The sequence below is a fragment of the Paracoccus alkenifer genome (assembly GCF_900108405.1).
GTDB lineage: Bacteria > Pseudomonadota > Alphaproteobacteria > Rhodobacterales > Rhodobacteraceae > Paracoccus > Paracoccus alkenifer.
In genome coordinates this window covers 36446-53858 of sequence record NZ_FNXG01000001.1, presented here as the reverse complement: position 1 = coordinate 53858, position 17413 = coordinate 36446, and the positions used below count along the sequence as shown (strand labels likewise).

General features: G+C 68.4%; 20 protein-coding genes and 1 tRNA gene. 7 read left to right on the top strand and 14 right to left on the bottom strand.

Going from position 1 to position 17413, the window contains the following annotated elements:
• Positions 1-61: 61 nt before the first annotated feature.
• Positions 62-137, bottom strand: a tRNA-Ala gene (locus tag BLW83_RS00290).
• A 184-nt stretch (positions 138-321) separates the two neighbouring features.
• Complete coding sequence (locus BLW83_RS00285; RefSeq protein ID WP_090844227.1) at positions 322-636, bottom strand: FYDLN acid domain-containing protein; 315 nt, start codon at positions 634-636, stop codon at positions 322-324.
• Between the two features lie 138 nt (positions 637-774).
• Between BLW83_RS00285 and BLW83_RS00280 the strand changes: the two genes are divergently transcribed.
• Positions 775-1479 carry a M48 family metallopeptidase gene (locus BLW83_RS00280; RefSeq protein ID WP_090844224.1) on the top strand — a complete coding sequence of 235 codons (705 nt, stop codon included), beginning with the start codon at positions 775-777 and terminating at the stop codon, positions 1477-1479.
• Positions 1480-1510: 31 nt separating this feature from the next.
• Positions 1511-2218: a GntR family transcriptional regulator gene (locus BLW83_RS00275; protein ID WP_090844220.1), complete on the top strand. Its 708-nt coding sequence runs from the start codon at positions 1511-1513 to the stop codon at positions 2216-2218.
• Between the two features lie 18 nt (positions 2219-2236).
• Here the strand turns inward: BLW83_RS00275 and BLW83_RS00270 are convergent, their stop codons facing one another.
• The 4 genes from BLW83_RS00270 to scpA all read right to left on the bottom strand — a co-directional run bounded on the left by BLW83_RS00270 (position 2237) and on the right by scpA (position 6960).
• Complete coding sequence (locus BLW83_RS00270) at positions 2237-3562, bottom strand: homoserine dehydrogenase (RefSeq protein ID WP_090844217.1); 1326 nt, start codon at positions 3560-3562, stop codon at positions 2237-2239.
• A gap of 106 nt (positions 3563-3668) precedes the next feature.
• Positions 3669-4103 carry a methyltransferase family protein gene (locus BLW83_RS00265; RefSeq protein ID WP_177172437.1) on the bottom strand — a complete coding sequence of 145 codons (435 nt, stop codon included), beginning with the start codon at positions 4101-4103 and terminating at the stop codon, positions 3669-3671.
• The gene (locus BLW83_RS15600; protein ID WP_177172436.1) at positions 4103-4615 is read right to left on the bottom strand and encodes a hypothetical protein; all 513 of its coding nucleotides are present in this window, start codon (positions 4613-4615) and stop codon (positions 4103-4105) included. The genes BLW83_RS00265 and BLW83_RS15600 overlap by 1 nt, the downstream gene beginning before the upstream one ends.
• 203 nt (positions 4616-4818) lie before the next feature.
• Complete coding sequence (gene scpA, locus BLW83_RS00260) at positions 4819-6960, bottom strand: methylmalonyl-CoA mutase (RefSeq protein WP_090844210.1); 2142 nt, start codon at positions 6958-6960, stop codon at positions 4819-4821.
• A 45-nt stretch (positions 6961-7005) separates the two neighbouring features.
• Between scpA and BLW83_RS00255 the strand changes: the two genes are divergently transcribed.
• Positions 7006-7578, top strand: a complete 573-nt coding sequence (locus BLW83_RS00255; protein WP_245728553.1) for a DUF4174 domain-containing protein — start codon at positions 7006-7008, stop codon at positions 7576-7578.
• Between the two features lie 81 nt (positions 7579-7659).
• Complete coding sequence (locus tag BLW83_RS15330; RefSeq protein WP_143042694.1) at positions 7660-7866, top strand: hypothetical protein; 207 nt, start codon at positions 7660-7662, stop codon at positions 7864-7866.
• Here BLW83_RS15330 and BLW83_RS00250 read toward each other — a convergent pair.
• The 8 genes from BLW83_RS00250 to BLW83_RS00220 all read right to left on the bottom strand — a co-directional run bounded on the left by BLW83_RS00250 (position 7832) and on the right by BLW83_RS00220 (position 14500).
• On the bottom strand, positions 7832-8500 hold the full coding sequence (locus tag BLW83_RS00250) for a hypothetical protein (RefSeq protein WP_090844207.1): 669 nt from the start codon (positions 8498-8500) through the stop codon (positions 7832-7834). The genes BLW83_RS15330 and BLW83_RS00250 overlap by 35 nt on opposite strands.
• A 2-nt stretch (positions 8501-8502) precedes the next feature.
• Positions 8503-10560 (bottom strand): acetyl-CoA carboxylase biotin carboxylase subunit, encoded by a 2058-nt coding sequence (locus tag BLW83_RS00245; protein WP_090844204.1) that lies wholly within the window; start codon positions 10558-10560, stop codon positions 8503-8505.
• A 105-nt stretch (positions 10561-10665) separates the two neighbouring features.
• Positions 10666-10884 (bottom strand): hypothetical protein, encoded by a 219-nt coding sequence (locus BLW83_RS00240; protein WP_090844201.1) that lies wholly within the window; start codon positions 10882-10884, stop codon positions 10666-10668.
• A 129-nt stretch (positions 10885-11013) separates the two neighbouring features.
• Positions 11014-11244, bottom strand: coding sequence for a hypothetical protein (locus BLW83_RS00235; RefSeq protein ID WP_090844198.1), 231 nt, complete (start codon positions 11242-11244; stop codon positions 11014-11016).
• A 130-nt stretch (positions 11245-11374) separates the two neighbouring features.
• Positions 11375-11782 (bottom strand): hypothetical protein, encoded by a 408-nt coding sequence (locus tag BLW83_RS00230; RefSeq protein WP_090844195.1) that lies wholly within the window; start codon positions 11780-11782, stop codon positions 11375-11377.
• A 102-nt stretch (positions 11783-11884) separates the two neighbouring features.
• On the bottom strand, positions 11885-12022 hold the full coding sequence (locus BLW83_RS15595; protein ID WP_177172435.1) for a hypothetical protein: 138 nt from the start codon (positions 12020-12022) through the stop codon (positions 11885-11887).
• Positions 12023-12230: 208 nt separating this feature from the next.
• Positions 12231-12932 (bottom strand): DUF6497 family protein, encoded by a 702-nt coding sequence (locus BLW83_RS00225; RefSeq protein WP_143042693.1) that lies wholly within the window; start codon positions 12930-12932, stop codon positions 12231-12233.
• 35 nt (positions 12933-12967) lie between these two features.
• Positions 12968-14500: an acyl-CoA carboxylase subunit beta gene (locus tag BLW83_RS00220; protein WP_090844185.1), complete on the bottom strand. Its 1533-nt coding sequence runs from the start codon at positions 14498-14500 to the stop codon at positions 12968-12970.
• 183 nt (positions 14501-14683) lie between these two features.
• Here BLW83_RS00220 and alr point away from each other — a divergent pair, with 183 nt between their 5' ends.
• From alr to BLW83_RS00205, 3 genes are all read left to right on the top strand, one after another.
• Positions 14684-15724, top strand: coding sequence for an alanine racemase (alr, locus tag BLW83_RS00215; protein WP_090844183.1), 1041 nt, complete (start codon positions 14684-14686; stop codon positions 15722-15724).
• Positions 15725-15837: 113 nt separating this feature from the next.
• Positions 15838-16629 (top strand): MlaE family ABC transporter permease, encoded by a 792-nt coding sequence (locus BLW83_RS00210; protein ID WP_090844180.1) that lies wholly within the window; start codon positions 15838-15840, stop codon positions 16627-16629.
• 17 nt (positions 16630-16646) lie between these two features.
• Positions 16647-17387 carry an ABC transporter ATP-binding protein gene (locus BLW83_RS00205; RefSeq protein ID WP_090845754.1) on the top strand — a complete coding sequence of 247 codons (741 nt, stop codon included), beginning with the start codon at positions 16647-16649 and terminating at the stop codon, positions 17385-17387.
• The last annotated feature ends 26 nt before the right edge of the window (positions 17388-17413 follow it).

The window sequence follows — 17413 nt, the reverse complement described above, 5'->3', positions numbered from 1 at the left end:
CAAGGCGACGGGCGACCGCAACCGCGACGTTTTCAGGATGAGAACTTTACGAAGGAAAGATTGGTGGAGCCAAGGGGAGTCGAACCCCTGACCTCTTGAATGCCATTCAAGCGCTCTACCAACTGAGCTATGGCCCCACCGGAGGTCCGGGCTGCGTCTGCGCCGCCCGCGTGGGGGGTCGTATATGGGGTGACGCCGCGGGGTGCAAGGGGGAAAATCGCGGTTTTGCCGCATCTGCGAATATTCACGCGCAAACTCTTGCATGGAAAAGAAAAAGCCCCCGCGAGAGGGGCTTTCAGCGTGGTTTCCGGGTGGGCAGGCTCAGTCCTCTTCGGGCTCGGCCACATCGGCGATCTCGTCCAGCGAGACATCCGCGTCGTCGTCGTCGTCCAGCAGATCGTCGTCCAGCTCGCCCGCGTCGGCGGCATCGTCCAGATCGTCGTCGACCACGTCTTCCTGTTCGGCGTCGCGGGCGCTTTTTTCGCTGATCAGCGCCCGGCCGCGGGCCGTCGCCAGGCTTTCAGCCGAAAACTGGGCGTTGCAGACCGGGCAGGTCATCGGGTCGTTGCGCAGGTCATAGAAGCGGCTTCCGCAGCTGGGGCAAAGGCGCTTGGTGCCCCATTCCTCTTTGGGCATGGTGTTCTCTTTTTGCCGAAGGTCAGGTAAATCCGGCTTCCCCTGCCACAGGGTTCCGGGGGTGTCAAAGCCTTTCGCGGAAGAACGGCCGGGGCAGGCAGCCAGACGGGGAAACGGGTGCAGGATTTGGACGGCAGAATGATCCTTCAGAACGGGACCGAGGTGACGCTGCGCCGCCATGCGGGGGCGCGGCGGATGACGCTGCGGGTGTCGCGGCGCGACGGCACGGTGACGCTGACCCTGCCGCGGCGGATGCCGCAATCTCAGGCGCAGGCGTTCCTGCACGAGCAGGGCGACTGGCTGGCCCGCACCCTGGCCGGGCTGGCCCCGCCGCGGCTGGCCCGGTTCGGCGCCGTGCTGCCGGTCGAGGGGCGCGGGCTGGTGCTGACCCCGGCCGCCGTGCGCGCGCCACAGGTGCAGGGTGATACGCTGATGCTGCCCGCCGCGCGGGCGCCCGGCGTGGCGGCGGCGGCGTTCCTGCGGGCGCTGGCGCAGGCGCGGCTGACAGCGGCCAGCGACCGCCATGCGGCGGCGCTGGGGCGGCGCTACACCGCCATGGCGTTGCGCGACACGCGGTCGCGCTGGGGCAGCTGCACCGACCGGGGGCGGCTGATGTATTCCTGGCGGCTGGCGATGGCCCCGCCCGAGGTGCTCGACTATGTTGCCGCGCATGAGGTGGCGCATCTGGCGCATATGGACCATTCGCCGGATTTCTGGGCGGCGGTGGCGCGGCTGTGCCCCGATTACGCGGCGCGGCGGGCGTGGTTGCGCGAGCATGGCAGCGCGCTGCACGCATGGCAGTTCCGGCCGGGGCCGTCAGAGGAAAGCGGCGATGAAAATTGACAGCCGCGCGAAAATGTGATCACAAAACGTGATGAGCAGTCCCAGCCGCGCCTCGACCCCGAATGCTTCGCCCAACGCGCCCGCGACGGGATCGCCGGCGCAGCCCGCGGCGCATGAGCGGGTCTATCGCAGCCTGCGCGGCCGGATCATGCTGGGCGAGCTGCCGCCGGGCAAGGCGCTGACCCTGCGCGGCATCGCCGCCGAATCCCGTGTCAGCATGACCCCCGCCCGAGAGGCCGTGCGGCGGCTGGTGGCCGAGGGGGCGCTGACGCTGTCTGCCTCGGGGCGGGTGGCGACGCCGGCGCTGTCGGTCGAGCGGCTGGAGGAACTGGCGGCCCTGCGCGCGCTGATCGAGCCGGAACTTGCGTCCCGTGCGCTGCCCCGCGCGCATCTGGCGCTGATCGACCGGCTGGCGGCGATCAACGCCGCCATCGGGGATGCGGCGCAGAACCACGATGCGGTCGGCTATATCCGCAGCAATCTGGAATTTCACCGCACGTTCTACCTGCGGGCGCAGGCCCCGGCGATGCTGGCGATGCTGGAAACCATCTGGCTGCAACTGGGGCCGACGATGCGCGCCGTCTATCAGAAGATGCGCCGGAATGAGGCGCCGCGCCACCACCGCATGATCCTGGCGGCGCTGCGGGCGGGGGATGAACCGGCGCTGCGGCTGGCGATCCGCACCGATGTGACGCAGGGGCTGCGCCACCTGCTGCCGGTGCCGGGCGAGGGGCGCTAGAGCGCCTGGAGCCTTCCCTCAGACCTCTTCGATGCGCAACTCGATCGGGTCGCCCTCGACCACGCCGGTGCGGGGCAGCAGTTCCATCGCGTGGTGGATCGCCTCGGGGGTGGTCTTGTGGGTGACGATCAGCACCGGGGCGCTGCCGCCGACCGTGTGGCCGTATTGGCGCATCCGGTCGATGGAAATCCCCGCATCACCCAGCAGCGTCGCGATCTTGGCCAGCGCGCCGGGCTTGTCGGCCAGCGTCAGCCGCAGGTAATAGGCGGCGGGAATGGCGGTGCGCGCCGGCTGCGGCGCGGCCAGCCCCGCCGCCGGCTGGCCAAAGACCGGCATCCGCACGCCGCGCGCCAGTTCGATCACATCGGACATGACGGCGCTGGCGGTCGGGCCTTCGCCGGCCCCGGCCCCGCGCAGCACGATCTGCCCGACGGAATCGCCCTCGACCACCACCATGTTGGTGCCGCCCTCAAGCTGGCCCAGCGGGCTGTCAGAGGGCACCAGACAGGGCGACATCCGCTGTTCCAGCCCCCGCGCGGTGATCTGCGCGACCCCCAGCAGCTTGATGCGATAGCCCATGTCGGCGGCGCGGTTGATGTCGTCGATCGAGATCCGCTCGATCCCCTCGATTTCCACCGCATCGAAGGCCACGCGGGTGCCAAAGGCCAGCGAGGCAAGGATGGCCAGCTTGTGGCTGGCGTCGATGCCGCCCACGTCCAGCGTCGGATCGGCCTCAAGATAGCCCAGTTGCCGGGCTTCCTCGAACACGGTCTCATAGGGCAGGCCGGCGGACTGCATCCGGGTCAGGATATAGTTGCAGGTGCCGTTCATCACCCCCATCACGCGCGAGATGCGGTTGCCGGCGAGGCTTTCGCTGATGGCCTTGATGATCGGGATGCCGCCGGCGACCGCGGCCTCATAGCGGATGGTGCGGCCGTGACGCTCGGCCCGCTCGGCCAGCGCCTGACCGTGGACGGCCAGCAGCGCCTTGTTGGCGGTCACCACGTCCTTGCCGTGGTCCAGCGCCAGCTCGATCGCCTCGCGCGCGGCGCCCTCGGTGCCGCCGACCAGCTCGACCAGAACGTCCACGTCGTCGCGCAGGGCAAGCTCGGCCGGGCTGTCCACCCAGGCATAGCCCGAGATGTCGGCGTCGCGGTTGCGGGTGCGGTCGCGGGCGCAGATCGCGGTGATCTGCAACGGCCGGCCGGCGCGCACGGCCAGCAGGTCGGCGTGGTTCTGGATGATCTTGACCACCCCGATGCCCACGGTGCCCAGTCCGACGATCCCCAGACGCAGAGGCGCGGGGCCATGGCTCGGCGACGCGGGCAGGGGGGTGGCGGACATGGGGGCCTCGTATGCGATGGGGTGCGGGGGCTGGGGGCCGCGCCGCGGTCGCCCGCGTGTTATCCCGCGGGCCGCGGCTTGGCAACGCGGGCAAACGGACCGGAGGCTACAGCCAGCGCCGGGTGCGCGCCGCCCAGGCGTCAAAGCCGCGTGCATCGCGGGCGCGCAGCCAGGCTTCCTCGCGCCGGATAAAGCGGCGCCCGATCACTGCCACGAAACCGGGCACCAGCACCAGCGCCGCGACGGGCTGCCAGATCAGGCACAGCCCGGTCAGGATCACCGCATCCGCCAGATAGATCGGATTGCGCGACAGGCGATAGGGCCCGCGCGTGACCAGCGCGGTCGGCGGGCGGGTCGGGTCCACCGTGGCACCCCCGCGCAGCATCACCCACCCCGAGGCCCCCATCAGCGCCAGCCCCGCCAGCACCAGCGCCCGGCCTGCGTCCGGCGCCACCGGCAGCGACCACAGCCGCCCCGCAGCCCACGCCGCCCCCGCAAAGATCGCCAGCCAGACCGGCGGATAATCCAGAACCCTGCCCATCACTCCATCCAGCCGTTGCCGCCGTCGTCCAGCGCCTCGATGATCCGCCCCACCCGCCGGGCGCTGTCCAGCGACATCTCGCGGATGGCGCGGATGTCCGGGGCGTCCAGCGCGGCGTCGAAAACCTCGCCTTTGGTATTGGCGAAAACCGGCTGCCATGCCGTGCCCTGCGGCTGCCAGTTGGCGTGACACAACAGGTTGCGCCAAGATTTCACCTCGTCCAGCTGGGCGATCAGCTCGGGGTCGGCGCGACCCTCGCGCGCCAGCGTGCGGTCCAGCCGCTCGATCAGCGTGCCCAGCGAATCGGCGGCGACGTGATCCATGCGGCGCAGCCAGCTGCGGAAATCGCTGTCATGGATCGAGGCCGGCAGGCGCCGCCGGTCCAGCGCGAATATCGCGCGCTTCAGCATGTCTTCGAGATGGCCGAAACTTGCGACCGCAACCCCGATCTCGACGGCAAGCGCCTCTGGCAGCTCGTGCCAGACCGAGGGGGCGCCGTCTATCCGCACCATGCCGCAAGCCCCCTGCGCATTGCGGCCCGCCGAAACCCGCCGGGACGCATGATCCGATCCATATCCGAACGGTGGCACGTCCCCCCGCCTGCGGCAAGAGCGCCCACCCCCGAGGCTTCTTTCTGGCCCAAATACCCCCCGGGGGGTGCGGGGGGCGGGGGGCGAGGGGGGAGGGCGGCAAGCCCCCCGCTGCGGCCGCAAGCTCACGCCGCGGCGCGTTTCGCCTTGACGATATCCAGGATCTCGCGCGCCGCGGCCGGGATGTTGGTGCCGGGGCCAAAGATCGCGGCGACGCCGGCGTTGCGCAGGAATTCATAGTCCTGCTGGGGGATCACGCCGCCGCAGATCACGATGATGTCGCCCGCGCCCTGGGCGCGCAGCGCCTCGATCAGCTTGGGCGCCAGCGTCTTGTGCCCGGCGGCTTGCGACGAGATCCCGACGATATGCACGTCGTTGTCGACGGCGTCCTGCGCGGCTTCCTCCGGCGTCTGGAACAGCGGGCCCACGTCCACGTCGAAACCGATGTCGGCGAAGGCGGTGGCGATCACCTTGGCGCCGCGGTCGTGGCCGTCCTGGCCCATCTTGACCACCAGCATCCGCGGGCGGCGGCCTTCGACCCGGGCGAAATCATCGACGTCCTTCTGGATGCGGGCAAAGCCCTCGTCGCCCTCATAGGCCGCGCCGTAAACCCCGGCCAGAGTGCGCACCTCGGCCCGGTGGCGGCCGAATTCCTTTTCCATCGCCATGCTGATTTCCCCAACGGTTGCACGCGCCCGCGCCGCCTCGACCGCGGCTTCCAGCAGGTTGCCGCCCTCGGCGGCGCGGCGGGTGATCTCGGCCAGCGCGGCGTCGCAGGCGGCCTGGTCGCGGGTGGCGCGGATCCGTTCCAGCCGCGCGATCTGGGCCGCGCGCACCGCCATGTTGTCGATGTCGAGGATGTCGATCGGGTCTTCCTTGTCCTTGCGGTATTTGTTGACGCCCACGATGACCTCTTCGCCGCGGTCGATCATCGCCTGCCGGCGGGCGGCGGTTTCCTCGATGCGCAGCTTGGGCTGGCCGGTGGCGACGGCCTTGGTCATGCCGCCCATCGCCTCGACCTCTTCGATGATCGCCCAGGCCCGGTCGGCCAGCTCGGCGGTCAGCGATTCGACATAGTAGCTGCCGGCCAGCGGATCGACGACATGGGTGATGCCGGTTTCCTCTTGCAGGATCAGCTGGGTGTTGCGCGCGATGCGGGCAGAAAAATCGGTGGGCAGGGCGATCGCCTCGTCCAGCGCGTTGGTGTGCAGCGACTGGGTGCCGCCAAGCGCCGCCGACATCGCCTCATACGCGGTGCGGATGACGTTGTTATAGGGGTCAAGCTCGGTCAGGCTGACGCCCGAGGTCTGGCAGTGGGTGCGCAGCATCAGGCTGGACTGTTTCTTCGCGCCGAAATCGGTCATGATCCGGTGCCACAGCAGCCGCGCCGCCCGCAGCTTGGCGATCTCCATGAAAAAATTCATGCCGATTGCGAAAAAGAACGACAGCCGCCCGGCGAACTGGTCCACGTCCATCCCTGCGGCCAGCGCGGCGCGGACATATTCGCGCCCGTCGGCCAGCGTATAGGCCAGTTCCTGCACCAGGTTCGCCCCGGCTTCCTGCATGTGATAGCCGGAAATCGAGATCGAGTTGAATTTCGGCATCTCGGCCGAGGTATAGCCGATGATGTCCGCGATGATCCGCATCGAGGGTTCGGGCGGATAGATATAGGTGTTGCGCACCATGAATTCTTTGAGAATGTCGTTCTGGATGGTGCCCGACAGCGCCGCGCGCGGGTGGCCCTGTTCCTCGCCCGCGACGATGAAATTCGCGAGAATCGGGATCACCGCCCCGTTCATGGTCATCGACACCGACACCTTGTCCAGCGGGATGCCGTCGAACAGGATTTTCATGTCCTCGACCGAATCGATGGCGACGCCGGCCTTGCCCACGTCGCCCTCGACCCGCGGGTGGTCGCTGTCATAGCCGCGGTGGGTGGCCAGGTCGAAGGCCACCGACACGCCCTGCTGCCCGGCGGCCAGGTTGCGCCGGTAAAAGGCGTTCGATTCCTCGGCGGTCGAAAACCCCGCATATTGCCGGATCGTCCACGGCCGGCCGGCATACATCGTGGCGCGCGGGCCGCGGGTGAACGGCGCCAGCCCCGGCAGGCTGCCCATGTGGTCCAGCCCGGCGGTGTCGGCCTCGGTATACAGCGGCTTGACGGCGATCCCTTCCAGCGTGTCCCAGTTCAGGCTGTCGGGGTCGGCCCCCTTCAGCTCTTTCGAGGCCAAGGCGCGCCACTGGTCGAGTTTCGGGGTGCTGGTCATCTGATGGTCCTTTCCGATACGACAGCAGTCGCTATATTCCCAAACATGATACGATTTTTACTTGGCAAGCTCACGGGCCTTGCGTTGGTTCTTATGTCCTGCGGCCCGGTGCTGGCCATGGGTGGCTCGACGCCCCCGCCGGGCAGCATCGCGGTCGAACGGGCCGCACCCTCGCGCCCCGGCGCCCCGGCCCCGGTGGACGCGGCATCCGCCGATCCTGCCGGCGATGCGGTGGCCGGCGAGGTGGGGGCGGTCCAGCCCGACATCCGCACCGCCGCCGAGGTCACGCCCGAATCGCTGCTGTTCGAGCGCCGCCCGCTGGTGGTGTTTGCCGATACCCCGGCCGATTCGGCCTTTGCCGCCCAGATGGAGCTGCTGCACCGCGACCCGGCCGCGCTGGAACGTCGCCGCGTCACCGTCATCACCGACACCGACCCGGCCGCGCAGTCGCCCTGGCGGCAGAAACTGCGGCCGAGGGGGTTTTCGCTGATGGTGCTGGATCTTGACGGCACGGTGATCGACCGCAAGCCCGCGCCCTGGGACAGCCGCGAGATCACCCGCGCCATCGACAAGACCCCGGTGCGGCGCAGCGAAACCCGCGCGCATGGGGGCAGGTGACGGCTGTTGTCTGAACGGGGGCGCCGCCCTATATTCTGTAGCAAGGCCGCATGTCGCGCGCCGCTGATGCAGGGGGTCGCCATGGCTCGAAAGTCGATATTGCGCCGCTGGGCCGGCAAGCGGCCCACCCCGGCCGACCCGGTCGAGGTAACGGCCCCGCCCCGCCGCGTCGCCTCGACCGAGGAGCTGGTCAGGCGGTTGCTGGACGCGCAAAGCTCGAATGAAATCGCGGCGGTTGCCGGTCTGCCCCCCATCACCGGCCTCTCGGGTTCAAAGATCGTTTACTGAGCCGCTCGCGCAGCCCGGCCAGTTCGGCAGGCAAGCTCTGGCGAAGACGCGCGCCTTCGCGCGCCTGCCACGCCGCCCTCAGCGCATCGACGGCCGCCTGCCCGCCTTGCAGGCTGGCGGCCAGGATCACCATCGCCTCGTGCCCGGTGGCCAGCACCTGCTCGCTCAGCTTCAGATAGTCCAGAAACACCCCGATGGCGTTGTCGGGGTGGTCGGCCAGATGGGCGCGGATGTCCTGCGCAAGCGCGCGCTGCACCGCCAGCAACCCGTAATAGCGCACCACCGGGTCGATGGCCCATTCCGGTAGGATGTGAACCTCGGCCACGATGGCGCGAAAGATGCGTTCGTTCGAATCATGGGGCAGGGCGGGGGTGCGGTCGCCCATCGCCAGCTTGGCCACCAGCGCCTCGCGCGCGGCATCGTCGCGCGGCAGCTGGTTTTCCAGCGTCGCCACATGGGCGCGGATTTCCGCCAGCAGCGCGCGCTGCACGTCGTCCACCCGCTCGGCCCGCAATTCGCGGGCGCGGCGGCGGTTCAGCCAGTCGTTGACCGGCCAGGCCAGCACCGCCACCGCGGCCGCGACAAGGGCGGCCACGACCGTGGGGTTGAAGCTGCTGGCGGCCGGGTCGGGCAAGGTTACTCGAACTCCATGATGATTTCGTCGACTTGCAGGCTTTGCCCGGGCTCGGCGTTGACCGACTTGACGATGCCCTTGCGCTCGGCGCGCAGGATGTTTTCCATCTTCATCGCCTCGACCGTGGCCAGCGCCTGACCCTCTTGCACCTCGTCGCCCTCAGAGACGTTGATGCGCACCACCAGACCCGGCATCGGGCACAGCAGGAATTTCGAGGTATCGGGCGGCAGTTTTTCCGGCATCAGCCGCGCCAGCTCCGCCGAGCGGGGGCGGCGCACATGGGTGCGGATTTCGGCGCCGCGGGTGCGGATGCGCAGCCCGGCCGGGATCGCATCGACCTTGAGCGTCAGCGGCGCCCCGTCCACCACCAGCCGCGCCAGCGACATGCCCGGTTTCCAGTCCGATTCGACGCGCAGGCTGCGGCCATTGACCTGCACGGTCGAGCCTTGCCGGTCGGCGCTGATCCGCACCGGGAATTCGCGCTTGTCCAGCGTCGCCACCCAGTTTTCGCCCACGCGGCGTTCGTGGTTGTCCAGCCGGCCGCTGATCTGGGTGCGGCGGATTTCGGCGACGCGGTGCATGGCGGCGACGGCTGCGGCGATGCGTTCCAGTTCCGGGTCGGGCAGGGTCGCGCCCTGGAAACCCTCGGGGTATTCCTCTTCGATAAAGGCGGTCGAGATGTCGCCGGACACAAAGCGCGGGTGGTCCATCACCGCCGACAGGAACGGCAGGTTATGGCCGATTCCCTCGACCTCGAACCCGTCCAGCGCGCCGCGCATCGCCTCGATCGCGGCGGCGCGGTCGGGCGCCCAGGTGCAGAGCTTGGCGATCATCGGGTCGTAGAACATGCTGATCTCGCCGCCCTCGTAGACGCCGGTATCGTTGCGCACGCCCGCATCCGCCACCGCCGGCGCGTCGCCCGGATGCGCGGGCACCCATTTGCCCGCGTCCTGCAACGGCCCCGCGGCGGTTTCCACCGGCGGGCGATAGCGGCTCAGCCGCCCGATCGAGGGCAGGAAGTTGCGATAGGGATCCTCGGCATACAGCCGGCTTTCGATGGCCCAGCCGTTGATCGTCAGCTCGTCCTGCGCAAAGGGCAGTTTTTCGCCCGCGGCGACGCGGATCATCTGCTCGACCAGATCGACGCCGGTGATCAGCTCGGTCACCGGGTGCTCGACCTGCAAACGCGTATTCATTTCAAGGAAATAAAAGTTCTTGTTCGCGTCAACGATGAACTCGACCGTGCCGGCGCTGGTGTAGCCGACCGCCTTGGCCAGCGCCACCGCCTGTTCGCCCATGGCGCGGCGCGTTGCCTCGTCAAGAAAGGGCGAGGGCGCCTCTTCGATCACCTTCTGATTGCGGCGCTGGATCGAGCATTCGCGCTCGTGCAGATAGACGCAATTGCCGTGCTGGTCGGCCAGCACCTGGATTTCGATGTGGCGCGGCTGCGTCACGAATTTCTCGATAAAGATGCGGTCGTCGCCAAAGCTGTTGGCGGCCTCGTTCTTCGAGGATTCAAAGCCCTCGCGCGCCTCTTGGTCGTTCCAGGCAATGCGCATCCCCTTGCCGCCGCCGCCGGCGCTGGCCTTGATCATCACCGGATAGCCGATGTCGTTGGAAATCCGCACCGCCTCGTCGGCGTCGGCGATCAGCCCCATATAGCCGGGAACGGTGCTGACGCCGGCCTCTTGCGCCAGTTTCTTCGAGGTGATCTTGTCGCCCATCGCCTCGATCGCGGGCGAGGGCGGGCCGATGAACGCCACGCCCTCTTTCTCAAGAGCGGCGGCGAAGTTCATGTTTTCGCTTAGAAAACCGTAACCGGGATGCACGGCCTCGGCGCCGGTCTGGCGGATCGCGTCCATGATCTTGTCGATCACGATATAGGACTGGTTCGCCGGGGGCGGGCCGATATGGACGGCCTCGTCCGCCATGCGCACATGCAGGGCGTTGCGGTCGGCGTCGGAATAGACGGCGACGGTGGCGATCCCCATCTTCTTCGCGGTCTTGATGACGCGGCAGGCGATTTCGCCGCGGTTGGCGATCAGGATCTTCTTGAACATGGCGGTCCCTGGATGGCGCTGGATGTGAAAAAGCCGCCCCGGTCAGCGAAACCGGGACGGCCTGAAGGAATTGCAAGCCGCGCGGGGCGCGCGGTCGCGGTCAGATTATTGGCAAAGACCCACGTCGTCGCACAGCGCGCCGCCGACGGCGCCGATCGCGGCGCCCTTGATCCGGTCAGAGCCGCCCTTGCCGCGGACCTGCTGGACGACATAGCCGGTGCCGGCGCCGATGATGGCGCGGTCGGCATCGGTGGGGTTGATGTTCGGGGTGCAGCCGGCGACCAGCGCCGCGCCGATTCCGGCGATGATAAGAGATTTGAACATTTTCTGTCTTTCCTGTCAGTGCCGGTCCCGACCGGGATCACCCCGCCGGCGGCCGACAGATGGATTACCGGGTTGGCACCGCGCCCCTCGGGGGCGCGATGAGCTGGTTTCGCCGTGCGGCCGCCGGAATTACTGGCAGATACCGACGTCGTCGCACAGCGCGCCGGCAGCACCGCCGATGAGCGCGCCGGTCGCGGCGCGTTCGCCCACGGCCTTGGCGATGACGGCACCGGCCACGGCGCCGCCGGCGGCGCGCTGCGCGTCGGGCGACAGTCCGGTGTTGTAGCCCGGGGCGCAGGCCGAGACGGCGGCTGCGATGAATGCGACGCCGCAAACGCGGAGGACGAGCGATTTCTGCATGTTCTTCTGCCTGTATTCGAGGCCCTGTTCGGGGCAATTGAAAGTCCGTGCAGGACGACTATCGCATGGTCGCCCCGCTGGTCAAACTGACAAGCCGGTGAAAACCATGAAATAGGCGTCAATATGCGCATCACCGCCCGGCCTCGTCCCAGTCGTCGTCGCCGTCCGATTCCCAGCCGAAATCCGGGGCGGCGCCGGCGGTGAACAGCTCGGGGAAAGCGGCCTCGGCGCGGGCCATGTCCACGCGCAAAAGCTGTTCGTAGCTGCGGGGATCGAGCTTGCCGACGGCGACGACCTCGCGCCCCAGCAGCCATGATATGCGGCCGGCATCCAGATTGCCGCGCTCGAACGGCTCGTCGCCGAAATGCTCGATCAGCGCGGCCAGAAAGCCGGCGTCGGCGCGCCGGTCAGCGGGTGCGCGGTCGCGATAACGTTCGCGCGCAACCAGCGGCGTGGCGCCCTTGGCGTTGGCGCGGCGGATGACGAACTGGTGGTCGGTCGAGGGAAGGCGACCCGGAAAACCGCGATGTTTCAACATGCTGCGCCGCCTTTCCCCCAAGGTAGGTCAGGGGCTGCGGCGCGGCGGTCGGGCCGGGCAAGGGATTGGGTGCGCGGACCCGAAAGCCCGCGCAGCCGGCGCTCAGTTGGCGCCGTATTTGCCCTGGAACACCGGCTCGGGCTGGATGACCATCGGCTCGGGCAGGGGCTGGGGCTGCGGCTGCTGGCAAGCTGCGACGAGGCCGACCAGAACCATGGCGACGGCAAGTTTCTTGGACATGACAGGCTCCTGTTGTGCGGGGTCTTCAGGCCCCGGCTGCTCGATCTGGCGGCCGCACCGCGCGACCGCTGCGCCATCCTAGCGCCCCGGCCGGCACCGCGACAGCAGACAGCGGTCGTGTCGGCGGTCTGATGTGGCAGCTTTGCACCAGGGCGGCGAAAATCTGCGCATGAGCGGGGTAGAGGCAACATCCGGGGCAGGGCGGGCATCACAGCGGCTCCCATACACAATGGCTGAGGTCGGCGGGAATCGAAAATCCCTCGAAGATCTGGACGATATCCGGGTCGAAACTGCCGAATATCGAAGGGGCAGAGGCCAGCGAGATCACCACCTGACCCGGCAGCCGCTCAAGACGGGCGATGCGGGGCAGCACGAAATTCTCGCACAGCCACACGATGTCGCGGTGGATCGGATCCTGCATCAGCACATCCGGCGCGGCGGGCAGGACGGTTTCATCCTCGGCCCAATCCCGGGGCGATCCTGCCTCGCCCATGTCGGGCTGCGGGTCGGGCGGCGCCAGTTCCGAGGGCAGCGGGGCGGCATCGGGCGGCAGCACCCCGTCCAGCGGCCCCGGGCCGTCCTGCCCGGGCGCCGCCTCGATCGAGAACCCGCCCAGCAGGTCGTCCAGCTCGGCCTGTTCCTCGGGGGTCAGCGGCGCTTCCAGATGGTCGTCCAGCAGTTCGGGCGGGACGACGTCATCAAACGGCATCTCGTCGAACTGGGGAACGCGGGCGGCAAGCGAGGGCATGACAAAACGATAGCGCTGGACCAGCCCCGCGCCGGGCATGCTGTCGGACAGCTCTTCTTGCAGCCAGACCTCGGCGCCCGAAGGCACGGCGATCAGCGGATGCGCCCCATCCGAGGCAAGTCCCGCCAGGGTCGAGGCGAACAGAAGGGCGGATGACAGCACGGACACGGCCGGGATCCGGGGTTGGGTCTATGGGTTCACAATGGGATATTGTCGTGTTTTTTCCACGGGTTGGACAGTTTTTTCGTCCGCAGCGAGGCAAAGGCCCGGGCCACCCGCTTGCGCGTCGAGCGCGGCTGGATCACCTCGTCGATAAAGCCTTTCTCGGCCGCGACAAAGGGGTTGGCAAAGCGGTCCTCGTAATCCCTGGTCCGCGCCGCGATCTTGTCGGCGTCGCCCAGCTCGCTGCGGTAAAGGATTTCCACCGCGCCCTTGGCCCCCATCACCGCGATTTCCGCCGTGGGCCACGCATAGTTGAAATCGCCGCGCAGGTGTTTCGAGGCCATCACGTCATAGGCGCCGCCATAAGCCTTGCGGGTGATGACGGTGACCTTGGGCACCGTCGCCTCGCCATAGGCAAACAGCAGTTTCGCGCCGTGCTTGATGACGCCGCCATATTCCTGGCTGGTTCCGGGCAGAAAGCCGGGCACGTCCACAAGCGTCAGGATCGGGATATTGAAGGCGTCGCAGAACCGCACGAACCGCGCGGCCTTGCGGCTGGAATCGATGTCCAGCACCCCCGCCAGCACCATCGGCTGGTTGGCGACGACGCCGACGGTCTGGCCCTCGATGCGGATAAAGCCGGTGATGATATTTCCGGCGAAATCGCGCTGGATTTCAAAGAAATCGCCCTCGTCGGCGATCTTCAGCACCAGCTCTTTCATGTTGTAGGGCTGGTTGGGGTTGTCGGGGATCAGCGTGTCCAGCGAATCCTCGATCCGTCCGGGTTCGTCAAAGAACGGCCGCGTCGGCGCTTTTTCGCGGTTGGACAGCGGCAGGAAATCGAACAGCCGGCGGATTTCTGACAGCGCCTCGACGTCGTCCTCGAACGCGCCGTCCGCGACCGAGGATTTTTTCGTGTGGGTCGAGGCCCCGCCCAGCTGCTCCGCCGTCACCACCTCGTTCGTGACCGTCTTGACCACATCCGGCCCGGTCACGAACATATAGCTGGTGTCCTTGACCATGAAGATGAAGTCGGTCATCGCCGGCGAATAGACCGCGCCGCCCGCGCAAGGCCCCATGATGACGCTGATCTGCGGGATCACGCCGCTGGCCATGATATTGCGCTGGAACACATCGGCATAGCCGGCAAGCGAGGCCACGCCCTCTTGGATCCGCGCGCCGCCCGAATCGTTCAACCCGATCACCGGCGCGCCGTTCTGCATCGCCATGTCCATGATCTTGCAGATCTTTTGCGCGTGGGTTTCCGACAGCGAGCCGCCGAACACGGTGAAATCCTGCGAAAACACATAGACCATGCGGCCGTTGATCGTGCCCCAGCCGGTCACCACCCCGTCGCCATGGGGACGGTCGTCCTGCATCCCGAAATCGGTCGAGCGGTGGCGGACGAACATGTCGAATTCCTCGAACGAGCCTTCGTCCAGCAGGATGTCCAGCCGCTCGCGCGCGGTCAGCTTGCCGCGGGCGTGCTGGGCGTCGATGCGCTTTTGCCCGCCGCCCATGCGCGCCTGTTGCCGCAGCTTGTCGAGCTGTCCCGGAATGTCCTTCATGCCGCCCTCATTCGTTCGTGATTGGCGGGGACCATAGGGCCAGCGTGCCGTCGAGCAAAGCGGAAACGGGAAACTTTGCAAAATACCGGGTTAGCAGCGGTGAAATATTGCAACAATGCAAAGTCGCTGCGGCGCGGCCGTCGCCGGCTTGACGCGCGGCGGTCCTGAAGCCATGCCTGCAAGATGGGACTGACGATAGATCTGGCCGCGCTGGCGGCGAACTGGACGGCACTCGCGCGGCAGGCGCCGGGTGCGCGCCCCGGCGCGGTGGTCAAGGCCGATGCCTATGGTCTGGGCGCCGCGCAAGTGGCGCCGGCGCTTTACGACGCGGGCGCACGGGATTTCTTTGTCGCGCTTGCCTCTGAGGGTCGGGCGCTGCGCCCGCATCTGGCCGCTGACGCACGAATCTTTATCCTGTCCGGCCATATGCAGGGGCAAGAGCTCGACGGGTTGATCCCGGTGCTGAACAGCCCCGAGCAGTTCTTTCGCGACCGCACCCTGCGCCCGCGCGGCGATTTCGCGATCCAGCTGGACAGCGGCATGAACCGGCTGGGGTTCGAGCCGGCGGAATGGGCCGCGATCCGGTCCGAGGCGCTGTCCGCGCCCAGCCCGCAAGGTTCCGGCCCGGCGCTGGTGATGTCGCATCTGATGTGCGCGGATGAACCCGACCACCCGGCCAACGCGGCGCAGCTGTGCGCGTTCCGGCAGATGACCGACGGCATTTCCGCCCCGCGCTCGCTGGCGGCAACCGGGGGGATTCTGCTGGGGCCGGACTATCATTTCGACCTGACGCGGCCCGGGATCGGGCTTTACGGCGGCCAGCCTTTTGCAGTGTCGCGGCCGGTGGTGCGGCTGGCGCTTGACGTGATCCAGACCCGCAGTATCGCCGCGGGCGAGGCGGTGGGCTATGGCTGCACCTGGACCGCCGCGCGCCCCAGCCGCATCGCCACGGTGGCGGCGGGCTATGCCGACGGGCTGTTGCGGGCGCTGTCGGGGTCGGGCGCGGTCCTGTGGGCGGGGGATCGTGCGGCGCCGATGGTCGGGCGGGTGTCGATGGACCTGATCACCGTTGATGTGACCGACCTGCCCGAGGTGCCGCCGGCGCTGGAAATCCTGAATGCGCGGCAGGGCGTGGACGATCTGGCCGCGCTGGCCGGGACGATCGGCTATGAAATCCTGACCTCGCTGGGGCCGCGCTATTCGCGGCACTATCTGCGATCTTAACGGTTCGTCAGCATGTGGGTGATAGCTTCGGGACGAATCGTGGCGGATCGGGGGCATGTGGATGGTTTGTGCGACAGGACTTCGGGGTCGGGTGTCATCGGCCGGGCCGCACCATGAGCGCCCTCCGGATCTTTCTGCGCCCCGCTGACGGCATCCGCGCCGTCGGCCGTGCCACGCTGGCACTGGTCGGGCTGGTCGGCGCGGTGGCGATCTTTGCGGCGCGGGCGGGGGCGGCGCCGGGCTATGCGCCGCGGCCGCTGCTGGAACAGCTGCTGCGCATCGGCTGGCTGTCGCTGCCGGTGGTCGGGCTGACCGCGCTGTTCACCGGCGCCGCGCTGGCCTTGCAGATCGACGCCGGCGGCCAGCGTTTCCAGGCCGAGGATGTGGTGCCCGCCATCGTCGCCATCGGGATGCTGCGCGAGCTGGGGCCGGTGCTGGGCGGCCTGATGGTGGCGGCGCGGGTTGCATCCTCGATCGCGGCCGAGATCGGCTCGATGCGGGTCACCGAACAGATCGACGCGCTGGTCACGCTGTCCACCGACCCGATGGGCTGGCTGGTGACGCCGCGGCTGTGGGCCTCGGTGCTGGCGCTGCCGCTGCTGGTGGGGGTGGGCGACGTGATCGGGATCATGGGCGGCTGGCTGGTCGGCACCACGACGCTGGGCTTTACCTCGCAGGCGTATCTGGCGAATTCCTGGGCCTATCTGGAAAGCTGGGACGTGGTGTCGGGGCTGATCAAGGGCGCGGTGTTCGGCGCCATCATCGCGCTGTCGGGCTGCTGGTTCGGGATGCGCGCGAGCCGCGGCGCGGTCGGGGTCGGGCGCGCCACCACCAACGCGGTGGTCGCGGCCTCGGTCGGTATCCTCGCCTCGAACTTCATCCTGACAAGCATGTTCTTTACATGAGCGCCGCCGCCCCGCCGGTGATTGAGATCCGCGGCCTCGCCAAGTCCTTTGGCGCCAACAAGGTGCTGGACGGGGTGGATCTGTCGGTCGCACGCGGCGAAAGCCTGGTGGTGATCGGCGGCTCGGGCAGCGGCAAATCGGTGCTGCTGCGGCTGGTGCTGGGGCTGGAAATCCCGGACCGGGGCGAGGTGGTGCTGCACGGCACGCCCGCCGACGCGCGACTGCGGGCGCGGTTCATGCAGGATTTCGGGATGCTGTTTCAAAGCGGGGCGCTGTTCGACAGCCTGCCGGTCTGGCGCAACGTGGGCTTTCGCCTGCTGCGCGAGATGCCGGCCGCCAAGGCCCGCGAGCGCGCCATCGCCAGCCTGTCGCGCGTGGGGCTGGGCCCCGAGGTCGCCGACCGCATGCCCGCCGATCTGTCGGGGGGGATGCGCAAGCGCGTCGCGCTGGCCCGCGCCATCGCCACCGACCCGGCGGTGCTGTTTTTCGATGAACCCACCGCCGGGCTGGACCCGCAGCGCGCCACCGCGATCAGCCAGCTGATCCGCGGCATCGTGTCGCAAACCGGCGCCACCGCCGTCACCATCACCCACGACATGCGCAGCGTGCGCACCATCGCCGACCGGGTGGCGCTGCTGGACAGCGGCCGCATCCGTTGGCAGGGCCCGGTTCAGGCGCCCGCGGGCGGGCTGGACAGCGACCCCGACCCGGTTTTGCGCGCCTTTGTCGAGGGGCGGCCGCTGGACGCTGCGCCTTGACACCGCGACCGCGCCGGCGGCAGGCA

What these genes read in the sequence shown, in the direction of transcription:
- BLW83_RS00285 (WP_090844227.1), bottom strand. Translation starts at nt 636, where the DNA reads ATGCCCAAAGAGGAATGGGGCACCAAGCGCCTTTGCCCCAGCTGCGGA.
- BLW83_RS00280 (WP_090844224.1), top strand. Translation starts at nt 775, where the DNA reads ATGATCCTTCAGAACGGGACCGAGGTGACGCTGCGCCGCCATGCGGGG.
- BLW83_RS00275 (WP_090844220.1), top strand. Translation starts at nt 1,511, where the DNA reads ATGAGCAGTCCCAGCCGCGCCTCGACCCCGAATGCTTCGCCCAACGCG.
- BLW83_RS00270 (WP_090844217.1), bottom strand. Translation starts at nt 3,562, where the DNA reads ATGTCCGCCACCCCCCTGCCCGCGTCGCCGAGCCATGGCCCCGCGCCT.
- BLW83_RS00265 (WP_177172437.1), bottom strand. Translation starts at nt 4,103, where the DNA reads ATGGGCAGGGTTCTGGATTATCCGCCGGTCTGGCTGGCGATCTTTGCG.
- BLW83_RS15600 (WP_177172436.1), bottom strand. Translation starts at nt 4,615, where the DNA reads ATGGTGCGGATAGACGGCGCCCCCTCGGTCTGGCACGAGCTGCCAGAG.
- scpA (WP_090844210.1), bottom strand. Translation starts at nt 6,960, where the DNA reads ATGACCAGCACCCCGAAACTCGACCAGTGGCGCGCCTTGGCCTCGAAA.
- BLW83_RS00255 (WP_245728553.1), top strand. Translation starts at nt 7,006, where the DNA reads ATGATACGATTTTTACTTGGCAAGCTCACGGGCCTTGCGTTGGTTCTT.
- BLW83_RS15330 (WP_143042694.1), top strand. Translation starts at nt 7,660, where the DNA reads ATGGCTCGAAAGTCGATATTGCGCCGCTGGGCCGGCAAGCGGCCCACC.
- BLW83_RS00245 (WP_090844204.1), bottom strand. Translation starts at nt 10,560, where the DNA reads ATGTTCAAGAAGATCCTGATCGCCAACCGCGGCGAAATCGCCTGCCGC.
- BLW83_RS00240 (WP_090844201.1), bottom strand. Translation starts at nt 10,884, where the DNA reads ATGTTCAAATCTCTTATCATCGCCGGAATCGGCGCGGCGCTGGTCGCC.
- BLW83_RS00235 (WP_090844198.1), bottom strand. Translation starts at nt 11,244, where the DNA reads ATGCAGAAATCGCTCGTCCTCCGCGTTTGCGGCGTCGCATTCATCGCA.
- BLW83_RS00230 (WP_090844195.1), bottom strand. Translation starts at nt 11,782, where the DNA reads ATGTTGAAACATCGCGGTTTTCCGGGTCGCCTTCCCTCGACCGACCAC.
- BLW83_RS15595 (WP_177172435.1), bottom strand. Translation starts at nt 12,022, where the DNA reads ATGTCCAAGAAACTTGCCGTCGCCATGGTTCTGGTCGGCCTCGTCGCA.
- BLW83_RS00220 (WP_090844185.1), bottom strand. Translation starts at nt 14,500, where the DNA reads ATGAAGGACATTCCGGGACAGCTCGACAAGCTGCGGCAACAGGCGCGC.
- alr (WP_090844183.1), top strand. Translation starts at nt 14,684, where the DNA reads ATGGGACTGACGATAGATCTGGCCGCGCTGGCGGCGAACTGGACGGCA.
- BLW83_RS00210 (WP_090844180.1), top strand. Translation starts at nt 15,838, where the DNA reads ATGAGCGCCCTCCGGATCTTTCTGCGCCCCGCTGACGGCATCCGCGCC.